The organism is Roseitalea sp. MMSF_3546 (assembly GCF_030732865.1).
Classification (GTDB): domain Bacteria; phylum Pseudomonadota; class Alphaproteobacteria; order Rhizobiales; family Rhizobiaceae; genus Roseitalea.
The window spans coordinates 87,548-104,610 of sequence record NZ_JASHKB010000003.1 but is presented as its reverse complement, the minus strand read 5'-3'; the positions used below and the strand labels follow the sequence as shown (position 1 = coordinate 104,610).

At 66.8% G+C, this 17,063-nt stretch carries 23 protein-coding genes; 14 read left to right on the top strand and 9 right to left on the bottom strand.

The features are described from left to right. The 3 genes from plsY to RBB34_RS04050 are packed head-to-tail and all read right to left on the bottom strand — an operon-like array spanning position 1 to position 2,896. Entirely contained in the window at positions 1-609 is a 609-nt protein-coding gene (plsY, locus tag RBB34_RS04060; protein ID WP_306117910.1) for a glycerol-3-phosphate 1-O-acyltransferase PlsY, read from the bottom strand. A 29-nt stretch (positions 610-638) separates the two neighbouring features. Further along, entirely contained in the window at positions 639-1,934 is a 1,296-nt protein-coding gene (locus RBB34_RS04055; RefSeq protein WP_306118033.1) for a dihydroorotase, read from the bottom strand. Continuing rightward, positions 1,934-2,896, bottom strand: a complete 963-nt coding sequence (locus RBB34_RS04050; RefSeq protein ID WP_306117909.1) for an aspartate carbamoyltransferase catalytic subunit — start codon at positions 2,894-2,896, stop codon at positions 1,934-1,936. The genes RBB34_RS04055 and RBB34_RS04050 overlap by 1 nt, the downstream gene beginning before the upstream one ends. A gap of 159 nt (positions 2,897-3,055) precedes the next feature. Between RBB34_RS04050 and RBB34_RS04045 the strand changes: the two genes are divergently transcribed. Further along, a complete protein-coding gene (locus RBB34_RS04045; protein ID WP_306117908.1) occupies positions 3,056-4,696 on the top strand; it encodes an acyl-CoA dehydrogenase family protein in 1,641 nt (546 codons plus the stop codon). Here the strand turns inward: RBB34_RS04045 and RBB34_RS04040 are convergent. After that, the gene (locus tag RBB34_RS04040; RefSeq protein ID WP_306117907.1) at positions 4,678-5,619 is read right to left on the bottom strand and encodes an AEC family transporter; all 942 of its coding nucleotides are present in this window, start codon (positions 5,617-5,619) and stop codon (positions 4,678-4,680) included. The two genes, RBB34_RS04045 and RBB34_RS04040, sit on opposite strands and share 19 nt — an antisense overlap. Before the next feature lie 181 nt (positions 5,620-5,800). Here RBB34_RS04040 and RBB34_RS04035 point away from each other — a divergent pair, with 181 nt between their 5' ends. After that, positions 5,801-6,142, top strand: coding sequence for a DUF6105 family protein (locus tag RBB34_RS04035; RefSeq protein ID WP_306117906.1), 342 nt, complete (start codon positions 5,801-5,803; stop codon positions 6,140-6,142). On the opposite strand, the gene ruvX is transcribed toward RBB34_RS04035, so the two are convergent. Next, positions 6,118-6,597 carry a Holliday junction resolvase RuvX gene (gene ruvX / locus RBB34_RS04030; protein WP_306117905.1) on the bottom strand — a complete coding sequence of 160 codons (480 nt, stop codon included), beginning with the start codon at positions 6,595-6,597 and terminating at the stop codon, positions 6,118-6,120. The two genes, RBB34_RS04035 and ruvX, sit on opposite strands and share 25 nt — an antisense overlap. Positions 6,598-6,671: 74 nt before the next feature. Here ruvX and RBB34_RS04025 point away from each other — a divergent pair, with 74 nt between their 5' ends. The 4 genes from RBB34_RS04025 (at position 6,672) to RBB34_RS04010 (ending at position 9,512) form a co-directional block, all read left to right on the top strand. Further along, positions 6,672-7,379 (top strand): metal-dependent hydrolase, encoded by a 708-nt coding sequence (locus RBB34_RS04025; protein WP_306117904.1) that lies wholly within the window; start codon positions 6,672-6,674, stop codon positions 7,377-7,379. 81 nt (positions 7,380-7,460) lie between these two features. Further along, a complete protein-coding gene (gene gatC, locus RBB34_RS04020) occupies positions 7,461-7,748 on the top strand; it encodes an Asp-tRNA(Asn)/Glu-tRNA(Gln) amidotransferase subunit GatC (RefSeq protein ID WP_306117903.1) in 288 nt (95 codons plus the stop codon). A gap of 31 nt (positions 7,749-7,779) precedes the next feature. Further along, a complete protein-coding gene (gatA, locus tag RBB34_RS04015) occupies positions 7,780-9,261 on the top strand; it encodes an Asp-tRNA(Asn)/Glu-tRNA(Gln) amidotransferase subunit GatA (protein WP_306117902.1) in 1,482 nt (493 codons plus the stop codon). Then, positions 9,258-9,512 (top strand): hypothetical protein, encoded by a 255-nt coding sequence (locus RBB34_RS04010; protein WP_306117901.1) that lies wholly within the window; start codon positions 9,258-9,260, stop codon positions 9,510-9,512. The genes gatA and RBB34_RS04010 overlap by 4 nt, the downstream gene beginning before the upstream one ends. 6 nt (positions 9,513-9,518) lie before the next feature. Here the strand turns inward: RBB34_RS04010 and RBB34_RS04005 are convergent, their stop codons facing one another. From RBB34_RS04005 to RBB34_RS03990, 4 genes are all read right to left on the bottom strand, one after another. Further along, on the bottom strand, positions 9,519-10,073 hold the full coding sequence (locus tag RBB34_RS04005) for a Uma2 family endonuclease (RefSeq protein WP_306117900.1): 555 nt from the start codon (positions 10,071-10,073) through the stop codon (positions 9,519-9,521). Next, entirely contained in the window at positions 10,070-10,648 is a 579-nt protein-coding gene (locus RBB34_RS04000; protein WP_306117899.1) for a Uma2 family endonuclease, read from the bottom strand. The genes RBB34_RS04005 and RBB34_RS04000 overlap by 4 nt, the downstream gene beginning before the upstream one ends. An 87-nt stretch (positions 10,649-10,735) precedes the next feature. Continuing rightward, entirely contained in the window at positions 10,736-10,990 is a 255-nt protein-coding gene (locus tag RBB34_RS03995) for a YjhX family toxin (RefSeq protein WP_306117898.1), read from the bottom strand. A gap of 300 nt (positions 10,991-11,290) precedes the next feature. After that, positions 11,291-11,575: a DUF6455 family protein gene (locus RBB34_RS03990; RefSeq protein WP_306117897.1), complete on the bottom strand. Its 285-nt coding sequence runs from the start codon at positions 11,573-11,575 to the stop codon at positions 11,291-11,293. A gap of 210 nt (positions 11,576-11,785) precedes the next feature. On the opposite strand from RBB34_RS03990, the gene gatB reads away from it, so the two are divergent. From gatB to RBB34_RS03950, 8 genes are all read left to right on the top strand, one after another. Beyond that, positions 11,786-13,285 carry an Asp-tRNA(Asn)/Glu-tRNA(Gln) amidotransferase subunit GatB gene (gene gatB / locus RBB34_RS03985; RefSeq protein WP_306117896.1) on the top strand — a complete coding sequence of 500 codons (1,500 nt, stop codon included), beginning with the start codon at positions 11,786-11,788 and terminating at the stop codon, positions 13,283-13,285. Between the two features lie 128 nt (positions 13,286-13,413). After that, positions 13,414-13,902: a GNAT family N-acetyltransferase gene (locus RBB34_RS03980; RefSeq protein WP_306117895.1), complete on the top strand. Its 489-nt coding sequence runs from the start codon at positions 13,414-13,416 to the stop codon at positions 13,900-13,902. 168 nt (positions 13,903-14,070) lie between these two features. After that, complete coding sequence (locus tag RBB34_RS03975; RefSeq protein WP_306117894.1) at positions 14,071-14,592, top strand: Na+/H+ antiporter subunit E; 522 nt, start codon at positions 14,071-14,073, stop codon at positions 14,590-14,592. Next, positions 14,571-14,873, top strand: coding sequence for a monovalent cation/H+ antiporter complex subunit F (locus tag RBB34_RS03970; protein ID WP_306117893.1), 303 nt, complete (start codon positions 14,571-14,573; stop codon positions 14,871-14,873). Before RBB34_RS03975 ends, RBB34_RS03970 begins: the two co-directional genes overlap by 22 nt. Further along, positions 14,866-15,258, top strand: a complete 393-nt coding sequence (mnhG, locus tag RBB34_RS03965) for a monovalent cation/H(+) antiporter subunit G (protein ID WP_306117892.1) — start codon at positions 14,866-14,868, stop codon at positions 15,256-15,258. The genes RBB34_RS03970 and mnhG overlap by 8 nt, the downstream gene beginning before the upstream one ends. A gap of 136 nt (positions 15,259-15,394) precedes the next feature. Continuing rightward, positions 15,395-15,775, top strand: coding sequence for a DUF427 domain-containing protein (locus RBB34_RS03960; RefSeq protein WP_306117891.1), 381 nt, complete (start codon positions 15,395-15,397; stop codon positions 15,773-15,775). A gap of 75 nt (positions 15,776-15,850) precedes the next feature. Then, positions 15,851-16,246 carry an NADH:ubiquinone oxidoreductase subunit NDUFA12 gene (locus tag RBB34_RS03955; RefSeq protein ID WP_306117890.1) on the top strand — a complete coding sequence of 132 codons (396 nt, stop codon included), beginning with the start codon at positions 15,851-15,853 and terminating at the stop codon, positions 16,244-16,246. An 18-nt stretch (positions 16,247-16,264) separates the two neighbouring features. Continuing rightward, on the top strand, positions 16,265-17,011 hold the full coding sequence (locus RBB34_RS03950; protein WP_306117889.1) for a metallophosphoesterase family protein: 747 nt from the start codon (positions 16,265-16,267) through the stop codon (positions 17,009-17,011). The last annotated feature ends 52 nt before the right edge of the window (positions 17,012-17,063 follow it).

Sequence of the window (17,063 nt, the reverse complement as noted above, 5' to 3'; positions counted from 1 at the left end):
TCATCCTTTCTGCCCGATCCTGCCTTCGGTGCCCGCGCGCAGCCGCGCGATGTTGGAACGATGCTTGAAGACGACGAGCCCGGTCAATACCACGTAAAGCGAACCGAGCCCGGGCTCGCCCAGCACGAAAAGGGTCAGCGTGGTCACCGCCACGCCGACCAGAGCGGCCAGCGAGGAATAGCGGGTCAGAAAGGCGGTGAGCAGCCAGGCCACGGCGAAGGCCAGCAGCACGACCCAGGAATAGCCGAGCGAAATGCCGGCAAAGGTGGCAACGCCCTTGCCGCCGCGAAATCCGAGCCAGACCGGAAAAAGATGGCCGGCAAAGGCACCAAGGCCTGCCGCCATCGCCGCCTCGAGCCCGTACGCGCCCGCGATGACCACCGGCGCCAGGCCCTTGAGCGCGTCGAGCAGCAAAGTGGCCGCGGCCAGCCATCTGTTGCCGGTGCGCAGAACGTTGGTCGCGCCGATATTGCCCGAGCCGATCGCGCGGATGTCGCCGAGCCCGGCCGCCCGCGTCAGAAGCAGGCCGAACGGGATCGAGCCCGAAAGATAGCCGCCCACCAGCGCCGCGATGGCGGCCATCGAAAGCCACGCGCCGGTTGCCTCCATCGCTCAGTCCTTTCGTTTCGCCCAGGCTATCATGCGCCAAACACGGTCCGGCCGGCAACGACGGTGCGCCTGACCCGGCCCGTCAGCCGCGCGCCATCGAAGGCGGTGTTCTTGGATTTCGACTTCAGATCGGCCGGATCGAGCACGAAGGGCTCGTCGAGGTCGACGACGATGAAGTCCGCCGGCCGGCCCGGCATGAGCGTGCCCGCCTCGAGCCCGGCTATGCGCGCGGGCCTGTGGGTGAGCGCGTCGACGAGGCGCATCAGCGGCACATCGCCCGAATGGAAGAGCCGCAGCGCCGCGCTCAGCAGCGTCTCCAGGCCCACCGCGCCATCCTCCGCCTCGGCGAATGGCAGCCGCTTGGTATCGACATCCTGCGGGTCATGGTCCGAGCAGATGGCGTCAACCGTGCCGTTCCTGAGCGCCTCGACCATGGCCAGCCGGTCGTCCTCGTGGCGCAGGGGCGGGGACAGCTTGAAGAAGGTGCGGTATTCGCCGATGTCGTTCTCGTTGAGCGCCAGATTGTTGATCGAGACCCCCGCCGTCACGGCAAGGCCCGCCGCCTTGGCCCGGCGCATCGCCTCGGCCGACATGGCGCACGAGATCTTTGCGGCGTGATAGGTCGCGCCGGTCAGCCGGGCGAGCCGCAGGTCCCGTTCCAGCGGCAGCAGTTCGGCCTCGCGCGCAATGCCGGGCAGGCCGAGCCAGCTCGCCAGAAGTCCCTCGTTCATCACGCCGTTTCCGGCAAGGTCCGCCTCGACCGTGTGGTGCGCGATCGGCGCGCCCAGATCGCGCGCATAGGTCATGGCACGGCGCATCACGGCGGCGTCGCGCACCGTCTGGCGCCCTTCGGTGAACATCACCGCGCCCGCCTCGCGCAGATTTCCCATCTCGGTCATCTCGGCCCCGGCAAGCCCCTTGGTGATCGCCGCGGCCGGATGCACGCGGACCGTGTCGATTTCGCGCACGGTGCGCGCCACGAACTCGACCAGCGCGACATCGTCGATCACCGGATCGGTGTCGGGCATCATGACGAGCGAGGTCACCCCGCCGGCGGCGGCCGCCGCGCAGGCCGAACGGATCGTCTCGCGATGTTCGCCGCCCGGCTCGCCGATATGCACGCGCAGATCGACGAGGCCGGGCATGACGGTCAGGCCGGCGCAGTCGATCCGCGCCGCGCCCTCGGGCACCCCCTGATTGCGCGCCTCGGGCCCGGCCGCCACGATCGCCCCCTCGCGCACGACCAGTGATCCGCGCGCATCGAGGTTGCGCGCCGGGTCGACGATCCGCGCATTCTCGTAGACCGCATCGTCCGTCATCGGCATCACGAAGCGTCGCCCTCCCATTTGCGCGCATCGAGCAGCGCTTCCATCACCGCCATGCGCACCGCGACGCCCATTTCCACCTGCTCCTCGATGACCGATTGCGGCCCGTCGGCGATCTCCGAGGCGATCTCCACGCCCCGGTTCATCGGGCCCGGATGCATGACCAGGCAGTCCGTTGCGGCATGGGCGAGCTTGCGGGCATCGAGACCGTAATGGCGGAAATATTCGCGCACCGAGGGCACGAAGCCGGCCGTCATGCGCTCGCGCTGCAGGCGCAGCATCATCACCACGTCGGCGCCCCGGATACCGTCCTGCATGCGCGCATAGTGCCGCGCCCCCATCGCCTCGATGCCCGCCGGCATCAGCGTCGAGGGACCGACCGCGCGAAGCTGCGCGCCCATGATGTTGAGCAGCACCATGTTCGAGCGCGCCACGCGGCTGTGCAGGATGTCGCCGCAGATCGCCACCGTCAGCCCGTCGAGCCTGCCCTTGTGGCGGCGGATGGTCAGCGCGTCGAGCAGCGCCTGGGTCGGATGCTCGTGCGCGCCGTCGCCGGCATTGATCACCGCGCAGCCGACCTTGCGCGCCAGCAGCGCCGCCGCGCCGGCCGCCTGGTGGCGCACGATGAGGATGTCCGGATGCATGGCATTGAGCGTCATCGCCGTGTCGATCAGCGTTTCGCCCTTCTTGACCGAAGACGTGCCCACCGACATGTTCATCACGTCCGCGCCAAGGCGCTTGCCGGCAAGCTCGAACGAGGCCTGGGTGCGCGTGGAGGCCTCGAAGAACAGGTTGATCTGGGTCAGCCCGCGCAGCACGGCCGACTTCTTCAGCCGCCGCCGCGAGATGTCGACGGCCGCATCGGCCCGGTCGAGAAGCTGGGCGATGTCGGGATAGGACAGCCCGGCAATGCCGAGCAGGTGCCGGTGGGCGAAAACGGGAAAGGGCGCGGGTTCAGCCATGCTGAAGCGGTGGCATAGGCCCAACCCCGCCTCGCGGCAAGCGGCCGGCCGGCCGCTATGCACGCTTTTTCGCCTTTGCCCCGACGATCGGGCCAAGTTGCCGTTTTGCCCCGACCGGCTGCCGGGTTAGGCTCGCCCCAACAGGAGCAATGCCGCGCCATGTCCGCCGTTTCCACCCACGCCGTCACCAATCAGCCGCCGCCGCTGACCGGCCACAATGCCTTTCGCGGCGACCCGCTGCTGTTGCGGCTGACCCACGGGCTCGATGCGAACGTGCTCGAGGAGCTCGACCGGATCGGCCGATTCGTGCAGTCGGCCGAGGCGCAGGATCTGGCGCGGCTTGCCAATGAGAACCCGCCGCGCCTGCGCACCCATGATCGCCAGGGTCACCGGCTCGACCAGGTCGAGTTTCACCCTGCCTGGCATGCGCTGATGCGCCGCTCGGTCAGCTACGGCCTGTCGAGCTCGGTCTGGGAGGATATCGCGCGCGGGGCGGGCGAGGGCCATCTGGCCCGGGCGGCGCGGTTCTATCTGATGGCGGGTCTGGAAACCGGCCATCTGTGCCCGCTGACCATGACCAGCGCCTCGTTTGCCGCGCTGATGGTCGAGCCCCGGTTGGCGCGTGAATGGGGCCCGCGGCTGAGCACGCGCAAATACGATCTCTCCCACAGGCCGCCCGATCACAAATCGGGCCTGCTGATCGGCATGGGCATGACCGAAAAGCAGGGCGGCAGCGATCTTTCGGGCATGGCCACGCGGGCCGAGCCGGCCGGCGGCGGCCTGCACCGGCTGACCGGGCACAAATGGTTCCTGTCGGCGCCGATGAGCGATGCCTTTGTCGTGCTGGCGCGCACCGATGCGGGCATCACCTGCTTTCTGGTGCCGCGCATCCTGTCCGGCGGCGAGCCCAACCGGCTGCACTTCCAGCGGCTCAAGGACAAGCTGGGCAACCGCTCGAACGCTTCCGCCGAGGTCGAGTTCGGCGGTGCCGTCGGCCAGCGGGTCGGCGAGGAGGGCGGCGGGCTGCGCGCCATTCTGGAAATGGTCACGCTGACCCGGCTCGACTGCGCGCTGGCCTCGGCCGGCATCATGCGCGCCGGACTGGCCGAGGCGGTCCATCACGCAAGGCGGCGCAAGGTACGCGGCGGCGCGCTCATCGACCAGCCGCTGATGACGCGCGTGCTCGCCGACATGGCGATCGACGTCGCCGCGGCCACGGCGCTGTCGTTCCGGCTGGCGCGTGCCTATGACGCCGCGCGCGGCGATGCGGGCGAGGGCGCCTTTGCCCGGGCGATGACGCCGGTCGTCAAGTACTGGGTGTGCAAGGCCGCCCCGCCGCTTCTCGCCGAGGCGATGGAGTGCCTCGGCGGCAACGGCTATGTCGAGGAGATGGTGCTGGCCCGGCACTATCGCGAGGCGCCGGTCAATTCGATCTGGGAGGGCTCGGGCAACGTCATGGCGCTCGATCTGCTGCGCGTCTTCAAGCGGTCCGAGGCCACCCTCGAGGCGATCCTGGACGGTCTTGCCCGCGACCTTGGCGCGCGCGCCGACAAGACGATCAACGTCATCCGCGCCGCGTTGTCGCTGGCCGCCGAGGACGAGGGCGCCGCGCGCATCGCCACCGAGCAGCTCGCCCTTGCCGCCGCGGCCGCCGAACTGGAACGGCTGGGCATGGGCGGGCTCGCGGGCGCGTTTGCCGACACGCGGCTGGGCGGCGCCTGGCGGGCCACCTATGGCATGCTCGACGGGCGCTTTGACGCGCGCACGCTGCTCGACGCGCTCTACCCGCCGGTCAACTGAACGGTGATCGCCAGCACGAGCGGGATCGTCAGGAACGACAGGGCCGTCTGCACCGTCACCGTCGCCGCATAGCTCTCCGCGTCGCCGCCCATCTGCCGGGCCAGGACAAAGCCGTTCATCGCCGTCGGCACCGCCGCGCACAGCGACAGATAGGCGATCTCCTCGCTGCCGATGCCCAGCGCCAGCGACAGTCCCACCACCAGCGCCGGCAGAGCGCCGAGCTTGAGCAGCGTCGGCGTCCACAGGCTCGATGCGGAAAGGCCGGTGCCGGTGATCTTCAGCCCGGCGCCGATGGCAAGAAGGCCCATGCCGAGCGCGGCGCGTCCGACCAGATGCAACGCCTCCATGACCGGGCCGGGCAGGGCAAAGGGTGCGAGCCGGACAATCAGCGCTGCCGCGGTCGCCAGTATCAGCGGGTTCGTTGCGACCTTGCGCGCCGTGCGCATCGGGTTGGCGTGGCTGTCGGTGAACCAGGCCACCACGGTCACCGCGGCAACATTGAGCGGGATGATGACGACGGCCATGACAAGCGCGACCATGGCCGGCCCCTCGGGCGAGAACATCTCCTCGGCGACCGCGAGCGCGATGAAGCCGTTCCAGCGCGTGGCGGTCTGAAACACCGACGAAAATGTCGGCCTTGACACGCCGCGGGCTCGCAGCGGCGGCCACGATGCCAGTGCCGCGAGCCCGACCAGGGTCCAGGCGATGGCGAGGACGAGCATCGCCGGCCCCAGTGCAAGCCCGGAGAAATCCGCCCGCACGATCGTCGTGAACAGCAGCACCGGGTACAGCACGTAAAAGCCGAGTTGCTCGAGCCCGCGCCACAGCCCCGGTTCGAACACGGGCAGGCGGCGCAGTCCGTTGCCGGCGATGATCAGAAGGAAGATCGGCGAGATCGCCGCGAAGATGATGGCCATTGCCATCGTTTACGCCCGCCGCGCCGCACGGTGCAACCGATCCGCCGAACCGGTCCGGAGCGGGTCCGCCATGGCCGGTCCCGGCCCGTTAACCTTAACGAATGGTTTGCATTGAGCCGCCAATGCATAAGGCCGATAGTCCGGCCATGGCGGGCCACCGCCGGCGGGCACGAACGATGGAGCGGTCATGCGCTATGTGTTCTGGTTTTGGTTCGTGCCCATGGGCTTCCTGTGGGGCTGGTACTGGCTGTCGCTCAACGACATCAGCCTGGGCCTGACATTCTTCAGCCGGTCGACGCACGATCTGGTCTTCGCGATCTACGGCCAGATCCTGGGCATGGAAAAGGAGGTGATCGTGCGCCTTCTGATCAAGGCCTGCATCGTCGACACCTTCCTGATCATGGGCATACTGGCCTTCCGCCGGCGCAAGGCGATCGCCCGCTGGTGGGCTGTCCGCCGCGAGCCGGGCGAGGCGGCGCAGCAGCCCGACAGCTACGAGCGCGCTCAGGTTTCCCCGGCCGCCGAGTAGATCCGGTCCAGCGCGCCCTGCAGGATGAAGGCGGCCGCCGCCGAATCGATGCGTGCGCCCCGCTTGGCCCGGCTGACATCCTGATCGATCAGCGCGCGCTCGGCCGCCACCGTCGACAGCCGCTCGTCCCACAAGGCGACCGGCAATTCGAAATGGCTTGCCATGTTGCGCACGAAGGCGCGGGTCGACTGCGCGCGCGGGCCTTCGCTGCCATCCATGTTCACCGGCAGGCCGACGACGAACGCGCCGACATTGTCGCCGGCGAGCGCGGCCTTCAGCGCGGCCATGTCGGCGCCGAACTTGCGCCGCCGGATCACCGGGCGCGGATGGGCGAAGCCAAGGCCGCGATCGCTGACCGCGACGCCGATGGTCTTGGTGCCGACATCGAGCGCGGCCACCGTCTGGCCGGGCGCGATCGAGCCCGCAATGTCCTCGACATCGATGAGTGCCGTCATTTTTCGCATCCCGATGGACGGTGCACCGTGCGATCCATAGTGTGGGCGAAGCGCAATTGCGAGGAGTGTTGACGATGAAACTGACCTGGTACGGCCATTCGGCGTTCCGCATCGAGGCCGGCGACGCGCAGATCCTGATCGACCCCTTCCTTTCGGGCAACCCGTCCTGGAACGGCGGCTGGGAGGCGGTGGCCGAGGGCGTCACCCATGTGCTGCTGACCCATGGCCATGACGACCATATCGGCGATTCGCTCGATATCCTCACCGCCAGCGGCGCCATGCTGGTCGCCAATTTCGAAATCTGCATGCATATGGTCGGCCAGGGGCTCGACGAACACAAGATCAATCCCGGCAATCATGGCGGCACGGTCGATTGCGGTGGCTTCACCACCAGTTTCGTCAAGGCGGAGCATTCCTCCTCGCGGCAGACCGGTGGCGGCGGCAATGTCTATCTGGGCAATCCGGCCGGCCTTGTGCTGACATTCGCCGATGCGCCGACGCTCTACCACATGGGCGACACCGACATTTTTTCCGACATGGCGCTGATTGCCGAACTGCACAGGCCGCAGGTCGGCATCGTGCCGATCGGCGACCGGTTCACCATGGGCGGGGCGACCGCCGCGCTGGCGTGCAGGCGCTTCTTCAACTTCACGCGCGTCGTGCCCTGCCATTACGGTTCGTTTCCGATCATCGACCAGACCCCCGATGCGTTCCTGGCGTCGATGGAAGAGGAGGCGGACAAGGTGCTGGTGCCGAAGGTCGGCCAGGCGGTGACGCTGTAGCGCCGCCACCGGGCCCGTTGCACGGGGCCGCGCGCGTCGCTATAGCGGGAACACGCAATCGTCGTTTCCCCGGAGTGCCCGATGTCCGTCAACACCGCCACCGTCAAGCGTGTCGCAAGGCTCGCGCGGATAGCCGTGACCGATGACGAGGCCGCGCATCTCGAGGGCGAACTGAACGCGATTCTGGGCTTCGTCGAGCAACTCAACGAAGTCGATATCGACGGTGTCGAGCCGATGACCTCGGTGACCGAGATGACCATGAAGACCCGTGACGACGTGGTCACCGACGGCGACCGGGCCGACGACATCGTCGCCAACGCCCCCGCATCGCAGGACGGCTTCTTCCTTGTGCCCAAGGTCGTCGAGTAACGCGAAAGAACCACTCTGGCCTGACCGAGACATGACCGATCTGACGTCCCTGACCATCGCCCAGGCGCGCGACAAGCTCCTGGCCAAGGAATGCAGCGCGCTGGAGCTCACCGATGCCTATCTCGGCGCGATCGAGGCTGCCAACCAGGCGCTGAACGCCTATGTCGCGGTCACGCCGGATCGGGCGCGCGAGATGGCGCGGCAGTCGGACGAAAAGATCGGCGCCGGCGCGGCGCGCGCGCTCGAGGGCATTCCGCTCGGCATCAAGGACCTGTTCGCCACGCGCGGCGTGCACACCCAGGCCGGCAGCCACATCCTCGATGGCTTTGCGCCGCGTTATGAGTCGACCGTCACGCAGAACCTGTGGGACGACGGCGCCGTCATGCTGGGCAAGCTGAACATGGACGAGTTCGCCATGGGCTCGTCCAACGAGACGTCGCATTACGGGCCGGTGATCAACCCCTGGCGCGCCGAAGGCGACAACAAGGCGCTGGTGCCCGGCGGCTCTTCGGGCGGTTCGGCCGCCGCCGTCGCCGCTTGGCTGTGCGCGGGCGCGACGGCGACCGACACGGGCGGCTCGATCCGTCAGCCGGCGGCCTTCACCGGCACGGTCGGGCTCAAGCCCACCTATGGTCGCTGTTCGCGCTGGGGCATCGTCGCCTTTGCCTCCTCGCTCGACCAGGCCGGGCCGATAACGCGCGACGTGCGCGATGCGGCGCTGATGCTCAATTCCATGGCGAGCGTCGACGCCAAGGACACGACCTCGGTCGATCGGCCCGTGCCGGACTACGAGGCGGCGATCGGCCGGTCCGTCAGGGGCATGACGATCGGCGTGCCGGCCGAATACCGCATGGACGGCATGCCCGCCGAGATCGACACGCTGTGGCAGCAGGGCATCGACTGGCTGAAGCAGGCCGGGGCCCAGATCAAACCGATTTCGCTGCCGCACACCAGATACGCCCTGCCGGCCTATTATATCGTCGCGCCGGCCGAGGCGTCCTCGAACCTGGCCCGCTATGACGGCGTCAAATACGGGCTGCGCGTGACGGGCAGCGATGTCACCGAGATGTATGAGGCAACGCGCGCCGCCGGCTTTGGCGCCGAGGTCAAGCGCCGCGTGATGATCGGCACCTATGTGCTGTCGGCCGGCTATTACGATGCCTATTATCTGCGCGCCCAGAAGGTCCGCACGCTGATCAAGCGCGATTTCGAGACGGTCTTCGCCGACGGCGTCGACGCGATCCTGACGCCGGCGACGCCCTCGGCCGCCTTCGGCATCGGCGATCAGGACATGAACGCCGATCCGGTGAAGATGTATCTCAACGACGTCTTCACCGTGACGGTGAACATGGCCGGCCTGCCGGGCATCGCCGTGCCGGCGGGTCTTGACGGCAATGGCCTGCCGCTCGGCCTCCAGCTGATTGGCCGGCCGTTCGATGAGGAAACGCTGTTTGCGACCGCTTACGTGATCGAACAGGCTGCGGGACGGTTCACGCCGGAGAAATGGTGGTGAGCGAGGCACGCACGGCACTCGATGCGCTCGAGCAGGACGGTTTCACCGTCGGGCCGGGCTATGAGCGCGCCCACCAGATCGCGCAGGCCCATGAGGGGGAGGCGCTGTTCGACTGGATCCACGCATTGTGCCACCGCATCGAGGGCGATGAAGGCAATGCGCGCTACTGGTATCGCCGCGCCGGCCGGGCGCCGTTCGATGGATCGTTCGCCCAGGAGCATGCGGCGATCCGGGCCGAAATCGAAGGCTGAGGCGTCTCAGTCCCGGTAGATGTCGGCCAGCGGAACCATCACGCCGAGCCGTGAAAGCTCGACCGCCGCGTCGCGGTCCTCGAGGATGATCGGCTCGATAGCGAAGCCGCCGTCATCGTTGCGCGTCCACTGCCAAACGCGCGGCTCGTCGGCATCGAAGACGAGATAGGTGTCAAGGCTCTCGAGGCCGAGATATTCCTCGCGCTTGGGCCCGAAATCATTGTGCTGGGTCGAAGGCGACAGCACCTCGACCACGACGATTGCGCTCTCGGTCCATTGTGCGTCGCCCGAGCCCCCGGCCGTTTCGACGAACACATCGGCATACCGCATCGTATCGTCACCGGTCGGGATGGCGAAGTCGCCGGCGTGGACGCTGTAGGCGTCACCGTCCAGGCGGCTTCTCAACGCGAAGTAGACATTGCCGGCGATGAGCGAGTGATTGCGTCTGACATAAGGCAGCATCGCCGGCACCCCCCGTACCAGTTCGTACTTGCGGTCCTGGCGCTGGCCCCAGCGCATGAACTCGTCGAAATTCATCTTCGGTGGGCTTTGGACGTTCATGGGTCGCTCCTGACACCGGCCAGGTCCGAATAGATGTCGGCCAGCGGAACCATCACGCCGAGCCGCGAAAGCTCGACCGCCGCGTCGCGGTCCTCGAGGATGATCGGCTCGATAGCGAAGCCGCCATCTTCGTTGCGAGTCCACTGCCACACGCGCGGCTCGTCGGCATCGAAGACGAGATAGGTGTCAAGGCTCTCAAGGCCGAGATATTCCTCGCGCTTGGGCCCGAAATCATTGTGCTGGGTCGAAGGCGACAGCACCTCGACCACGACGATGGCATCGTCGATGTGCGGCGTATCGCCGGGCAGCCCGGCCGGTATGATCAGAAGGTCGGCGAAGCGCGAGGAGTCCTCGCCGGTCCGCAAGGCGAACTCGGCATCGGCGAGCTCGTATTCCGTGCCCTTCAGTTGTGGTCCGATCGTCTGGACGAGCGCCATGACGATCCGCGAATGCTTCAGTCTCACCCATGGCAGCATCGCCGGCACCCCCCGCACCAACTCGTACTTGCGGTCCTGGCGCGGGCCCCATCGCATGAACTCCTCGAAATTCATCTTCGGCGGGCTTTGGACGTTCATCGCCGGCTCCATCGCTTGACGGAACGAATATAGCATTGGCGCCCAGGCCGGCAAACGGGCGCGGCTCGTCGGCCGCGCCCGTCACGCTCACCGGTTGTCCATCTGGCTTCTGACCAGTTCGAGCCCGCGCCGCGTGATGCGGTAGGGCCCGCCATTGAGCGAACGGATCGTCCGGCGTCGCTTGAGCTTGCGGAAGAGCGCGACATCGAGATCGGGGTAGCGCCATCCCTCGCGCGTGTAGCAAGCGACGTGCACGACGCGCTTGTCCGTCTTTGTGGCCTGAATGTGCCCGCCCTGCGCAAGCAGGTGCAGGATGCGCTGTTCGGCGCGTGAAATGTCCATGGGTTCTTCGTTCGATAGGCGGCTGCTGGCCGCAGACAAAGACAAGCCGCCCGACCGGGCGGCCGGTTGCCAATGTCAGGCCCCGACCCGCCATCCGCTGCGAGCGGACCGGCGCGGTCAGGGCGTTATCGGGCCTCGGAAGAACCGGACATGAACACTCCTTCGAACGGCGATGGAATAGGCGACCAGAGCGTCAATGTCCAGCCGCGCGCCCGGATCGGGCCAGGCGCGGTCAAAAAAGTGCCGGGCTCATCGGAAGATGAAGGCCCGGCCAGTCGGTTGGGAGGGGGAGAAATCGTGTCAGGCGCGCTTGAAGCCCTCGGCCTCGATATCGTGCTTGAGCCGCTCGAACATGTCGTGGTTGCGGCAATAGCCCGGCGCCTCGACCGGAGCGGCGTTCTCGGCCAGCCAACTCTCACAGGCGCTCACCTGATCGCAGCTCATGCAGCGGTCGACGGCCCGGCGCGGTGCATCGCCATGGCCGGCGCGCCGCGCGAAGGCTTCGCTCAGGCCCAGCCGGTCCGACATGGCCTGAAACAGGGCCGCATGGCGCTGGCGCATGGTCAATTGAGTGAGGATCGACATCGGCTTTCCTTGCTGTGTTGCGCCGATCATGCCAGCGCGTCCGGCCCGCCGGCCTTGACCTCGATCAAAGGTTTTGCCGGACGCCCCCGCCGCCCGTACGCGCCCCGCGGGCGCTTGCGGAGCCCGCATGCATGCACTAACCACGAGGCATGTTCCGACATTCGGCCGGACATCCAGACATCATCGAAGCCCGCACCAAAGACACCACCCATGACCCTCGTCGACACCCGCACGCCCGATTCCAAACGCTTCGTCGCCGGCGCCACCGGCGACTGGGAGGTCATCATCGGCATGGAGGTCCACGCCCAGGTCACCTCCAGGGCCAAGCTGTTCTCGGGTGCGTCGACCGCCTTCGGCGCCGAGCCCAACGCCAACGTCAGCCTTGTCGATGCGGCCATGCCCGGCATGCTGCCGGTCATCAACATCGAATGCGTGCGCCAGGCGGTGCGCACCGGGCTGGGGCTGAAGGCGCAGATCAACAAGCGCTCGGTCTTCGACCGCAAGAACTACTTCTATCCCGATCTGCCGCAGGGCTACCAGATCTCCCAGTACAAGCAGCCCATCGTCGGCGAGGGCGTGGTGCAGGTCGCCGTCGGCCCGGACCGCAACGGCGAATATGAAGAGGTGGAGATCGGCATCGAGCGGCTGCATCTGGAGCAGGATGCGGGCAAGTCGATGCACGACCAGCATCCGACCATGTCCTATGTCGATCTCAATCGGTCCGGCGTCGCGCTCATGGAGATCGTCTCCAAGCCCGACATGCGCTCGGCCGAGGAGGCCAAGGCCTATCTGACAAAGCTGCGCCAGATCCTGCGTTATCTGGGCACCTGCGACGGCAATATGGACGAGGGCTCCATGCGCGCCGACGTCAACGTGTCGGTGCGTCGGCCGGGCGCCGCCTTCGGCACGCGCTGCGAGATCAAGAACGTCAATTCCATCCGCTTTGTCGGCCAGGCCATCGAGCACGAGGCCCGCCGTCAGATCGCCCTGATCGAGGATGGCGGCGAGGTCGAGCAGGAGACCCGCCTGTTCGACCCGCAAAAGGGCGAGACCCGATCCATGCGCACCAAGGAGGAGGCGCACGACTACCGCTATTTCCCCGATCCGGACCTGCTGCCGCTCGAATTCGACGATGCCTTCATCGCGGAACTGGCCGCCAGCCTGCCCGAACTGCCCGACGAAAAGCGCGCCCGCTTCATGGCCGAGGGCTTGACCGCCTACGATGCCTCGGTGCTGGTCTCCGACATCGCCGTAGCCGACTATTTCGAAAGGGTTGCCAGCGGTCGCGATTCCAAGGCCGCCGCCAACTGGGTGATCAACGACCTTCTGGGCGCCTTGAACAAGTCCGGCCAAACGATTGAACAGACTCCCGTTTCGCCCCGGCAACTGGGCGCCATCATCGATCTGATCGCGAAGGGCACCATCTCCGGCAAGATCGCCAAGGACCTGTTCGAGATCGTCTGGGAGGAAGGTGGCGACCCCGAACGGATCGTCGACGAGCGCGGCATGAAGCAGGTCACCGACACCGGCGCCATCGAGGCCGAGGTCGACAAGGTGATCGCCGCCAATCCCGACAAGGTCGAGCAGGCAAGGACCAAGCCCAACCTTGCCGGCTGGTTCGTCGGCCAGGTGATGAAGGCGACCGGCGGCAAGGCCAACCCCCAGGCGGTCAACAAGCTGGTGCGCGACAAGCTCGGCATCGCGGACTGACCGCGGGGAGGGCCGCTCTCCGGCCCGCAAGGGCGCCGATGGCGCCCGATCGGCCTTCCCTCTTGTCATTTGCCGGCAATGTGTCAATCTGCGGGGCAACGCTCGAGCAGGGACCCTGACTGACTTCAATGTGGATCCGCACCGCGGCCCCGGAGGACCTCGAGACCATCTCGGCAATGCTCACCGAGACCTGGCACGACACCTATGACACGATCTACGGCCGCAAGAAGGTGGCCGAGCTGACCAGCGCCTGGCATTCGGTGCCCGCGCTCAAGCAGCGCATGAACAAGCCGCGTTCGGAGTTCATCGTCTGCGACGACGGCGCCGAGATCGCCGGCATGGCCTATGTCACCCAGCGCGACACGGAGACCTCCATGCTCCATCAACTCTACGTGCGGCCCGGCACGCAGGGCCAGGGCATCGGCAAGAAGCTGCTGGTCGAAGTCGAGGCGTGCTTTCCCGACGTGCGCAAGATTCGCCTCGAAGTCGAGGAGGCCAATGACCGCGCCGTCCGGTTCTACGAGCACCACGGCTTTCGCAAGGTCGGCACCACGCCCGATTGCGGCGTCAAGGGCTCGGGCATTCCGGCCGTCATCATGGAAAAGGTGATCTGGTAGCGCCGGCGCGCCGTCCGGGGCCGCTGCGACACGATGAAGCCGGCCGTCCCGCTGCGGGCGCGCCCGGTTTGTCTTGCACCGGCACGCCGGCCTGCCTAATAGATGGCAAAGCCGCGCCGGGCCGACCGGCCAGATCGATCACCCGGACCGGATCATAAGCCTGCGCCGATGCGAAACGCCACCTTCATCTTCGTGCTGGTTCTGCTGTGGTTGCTGGCGACCGGCAATTTCAACCTGCCCAACGCCGTCGTCGGTCTGATCGCCGCGCTCGTCTCGGGGTTCATCATCCGCGACTATCTGGTCGCCAACCGGGACCGCAAGAACTATTTCCGCCACCCGCTGCGGCTGCTCTATCTGGTGTGGATCTTCGTCAGCGAACTCGTCGTCGGCTCGATCCAGATCGGCTGGATGCTGTTGCAGCCGCGCTCGCGCTGGGCCTACGCGCCGGGCATTCTCGCCGTGCCGCTCGACACGCGCGACGATGTCGAGATCACCATCTTCGCGAACATGATTTCGATGATTCCCGGCACGCTGACCGTCGATGTGTCCGAGGACAAGTCGACGCTCTACATGCATGTCATCGACGCGTCCGATCCGGGCGACAAGGCCGGCAGCCGCAAGGGCAAGCTGATCGAATACGTCAAGACCAACTTCGAGGCCAATGTGATATGGGCTATGCAGCAGCGATAACCGACGCGCTTATACTCCTGGCCATGGCCATGCTCGCCGTCGCCTTCGTCATCGAGGTGTTCAGCATCGTCGTCGGCCGTGGCCTGGACGAGAAGATCTGGGCGCTCGACACCTTGACCGTTTCCGGCGTCGCCTTCATCGGCCTTTATTGCATGTATATCGGCAGCTACTGGTATTTCGACATCGCCGTCGCACTGGGGCTGGTCTCCTTCCTGGCGACGGTCGTCTTCGCCAAATATCTTGTCGATGTGGCCAAGAGGGGAGGCGATCTTGATGCTTGAATTGCTGCAGCTGGTCTTTGCGGTGTTCGCCGTCATCGGTGCTGGCTTCGTGCTCCTGGCCGCCATCGGCCTTGTGCGCCTCGATGACGTCTATTCGCGCATGCACGCCACCACCAAGGCTGCCACGCTGGGCGCCGGGCTGATCCTTCTGAGCACCGGCCTGGCCTCGGGGCAGGGCATCGTCATCGCCAAGGCCTTTGCGGCCGTCACCTTCATTCTGGCCACCGCCCCGGTCAGCGCGCATCTGTTCTCGCGCGCCTCAATCAAGTTCGGCGCCCGCGAGAAATCGGTGGTCAACGCGCTGACGGGCAAATACGAGCAGATCGGCGACATGCCGCGCGGTTTCCGCTCCGAGACCCCGTCGGTTCCCGGACAGGGCGGCTAGGCTCGGGCCGGGCGGCCGGCCCGCACGCCGGCGGGTGCGCATGGAACCCAGGCGACCGCGTCCGGTTGTCTGGTCAGCGGGCACCGGCCAGCATGGCCGTGCCGCAAGGACCAACGCGAACCGAAGGGCTGACCCGATGGTCGACACCACGATACGCAATCCCGACACCGACGCCCATTTCGCCCGCATCAAGCCGGTCGGCCGCAGGGTGCGCGTGCATCATCGCGGCCGCATGCTCGCCGATAGCACCGATGCGATCCGCGTCCAGGAGTCCGGCCACGACATCTACGATCCGGTGATCTATATCCCCCGATCCGACGCGACCACATCGCTGGACGCCGTCGCCGGCAAGTCGACGCATTGTCCGCTGAAGGGCGATGCCTCCTATTTCGGTTTCGAGGGCGAGGAGATCGCCTGGACCTATGACCGCCCGCTGGAAGGGTCGCAGGTGCTCAAGGGCTATCTGGCCTTCGATCCCGAAAAGGTCACCATCGAGGAGATCGGCGCGAACGCCTGACGAATTTGCGTCCCGATCCTCTTGCATCGCAGCATGGGCGGCGCGATAAACGCCCCGACGAACGAGAGCTCGACCATGAAGACCTTTCTGACGCAGTTCTTCACCTGGTGGAACGGCCAGACGCTCGGCACCCGCTATTTCACCTGGCGGCATGGCAGGCGCGTGGGCGAGGACGCATTCGGCAATGTCTACTACGAAGGCGGCAAGGACGCCGACGGGGCAACGCGCCGCTGGGTGATCTACAACGGCTATGCCGAGGCCTCGACGGTCCCGCCGGGCTGGAGCGGCTGGCTCCATCATCGTGTCGACATCCCGCCGAGCCAGGAAGACTATACGCCCCATCCCTGGGAGCGGCCCTTCGAGCCGAACATGACCGGCACGCCCGGCGCCTATCGGCCCAGGGGGTCCATGCTCAACCCCGAATCCCGTCCGCGCGCCGATGGTGACTACGACGCCTGGACGCCCGGTTGATCGCGACAGACCGCACCGATGTTCTATAGCCAGGCGCGCTTACCACAGGGCATGCGCGTTTACGCCATCGGCGACGTGCACGGCTATCGCGGCCTGCTCGACACGCTGCTGCAGGCCATCGATGCCGAGCTGGCCGAGAACCCGCCCGCCGATTACCGCATCGTGTGTCTGGGCGACTATTGCGATCGCGGCCCCGACACGCCCGGCGTCATCGAGACGCTGATCGCCCGCAGGGCCGCCGATTCGAAGCTCGTTTGCCTCAAGGGCAATCATGACGACTGGATGCTGACCATGCTCTCCGATCCGCATGCCGTCGCTTCGGGCTGGCTGGCCTGGGGTGGGCGCGAGACGCTGCGATCCTACGGCATCGATCACGACCATGCCGGCCGCGACCTCGACGCGCTCTCGGCCGTCTTTTCCGCGGCGCTGCCGGCGGCCCACCGCGCGTTCCTGGAGTCGCTCGCACTCTTTCATGTCCAGGGTGACTTCCTGTTCGTCCATGCCGGCATCCGGCCCGATGTGGCCATCAAGGACCAGGCGCCCGACGATCTGCTCTGGATTCGCGAGCCGTTTCTCGGGTTTCGCGGGTCCCTCGGAAAGGTCGTGGTGCACGGCCATACCATCCATCCGCGACCGATGATCTTTCCCAATCGCATCGCCATCGACACCGGCGTTTACCGCACCGGCATCCTGTGCGGCGCCGTGCTCGAGGGGTCGCACTGCCGCTTCATGTCGGCACGGCGCAGCGGCGTCGTCCGGCACTGACCGCGCCGACCCTGATTTGGTCACAGCTTGCGTTTATCGGAAGCCATGAACA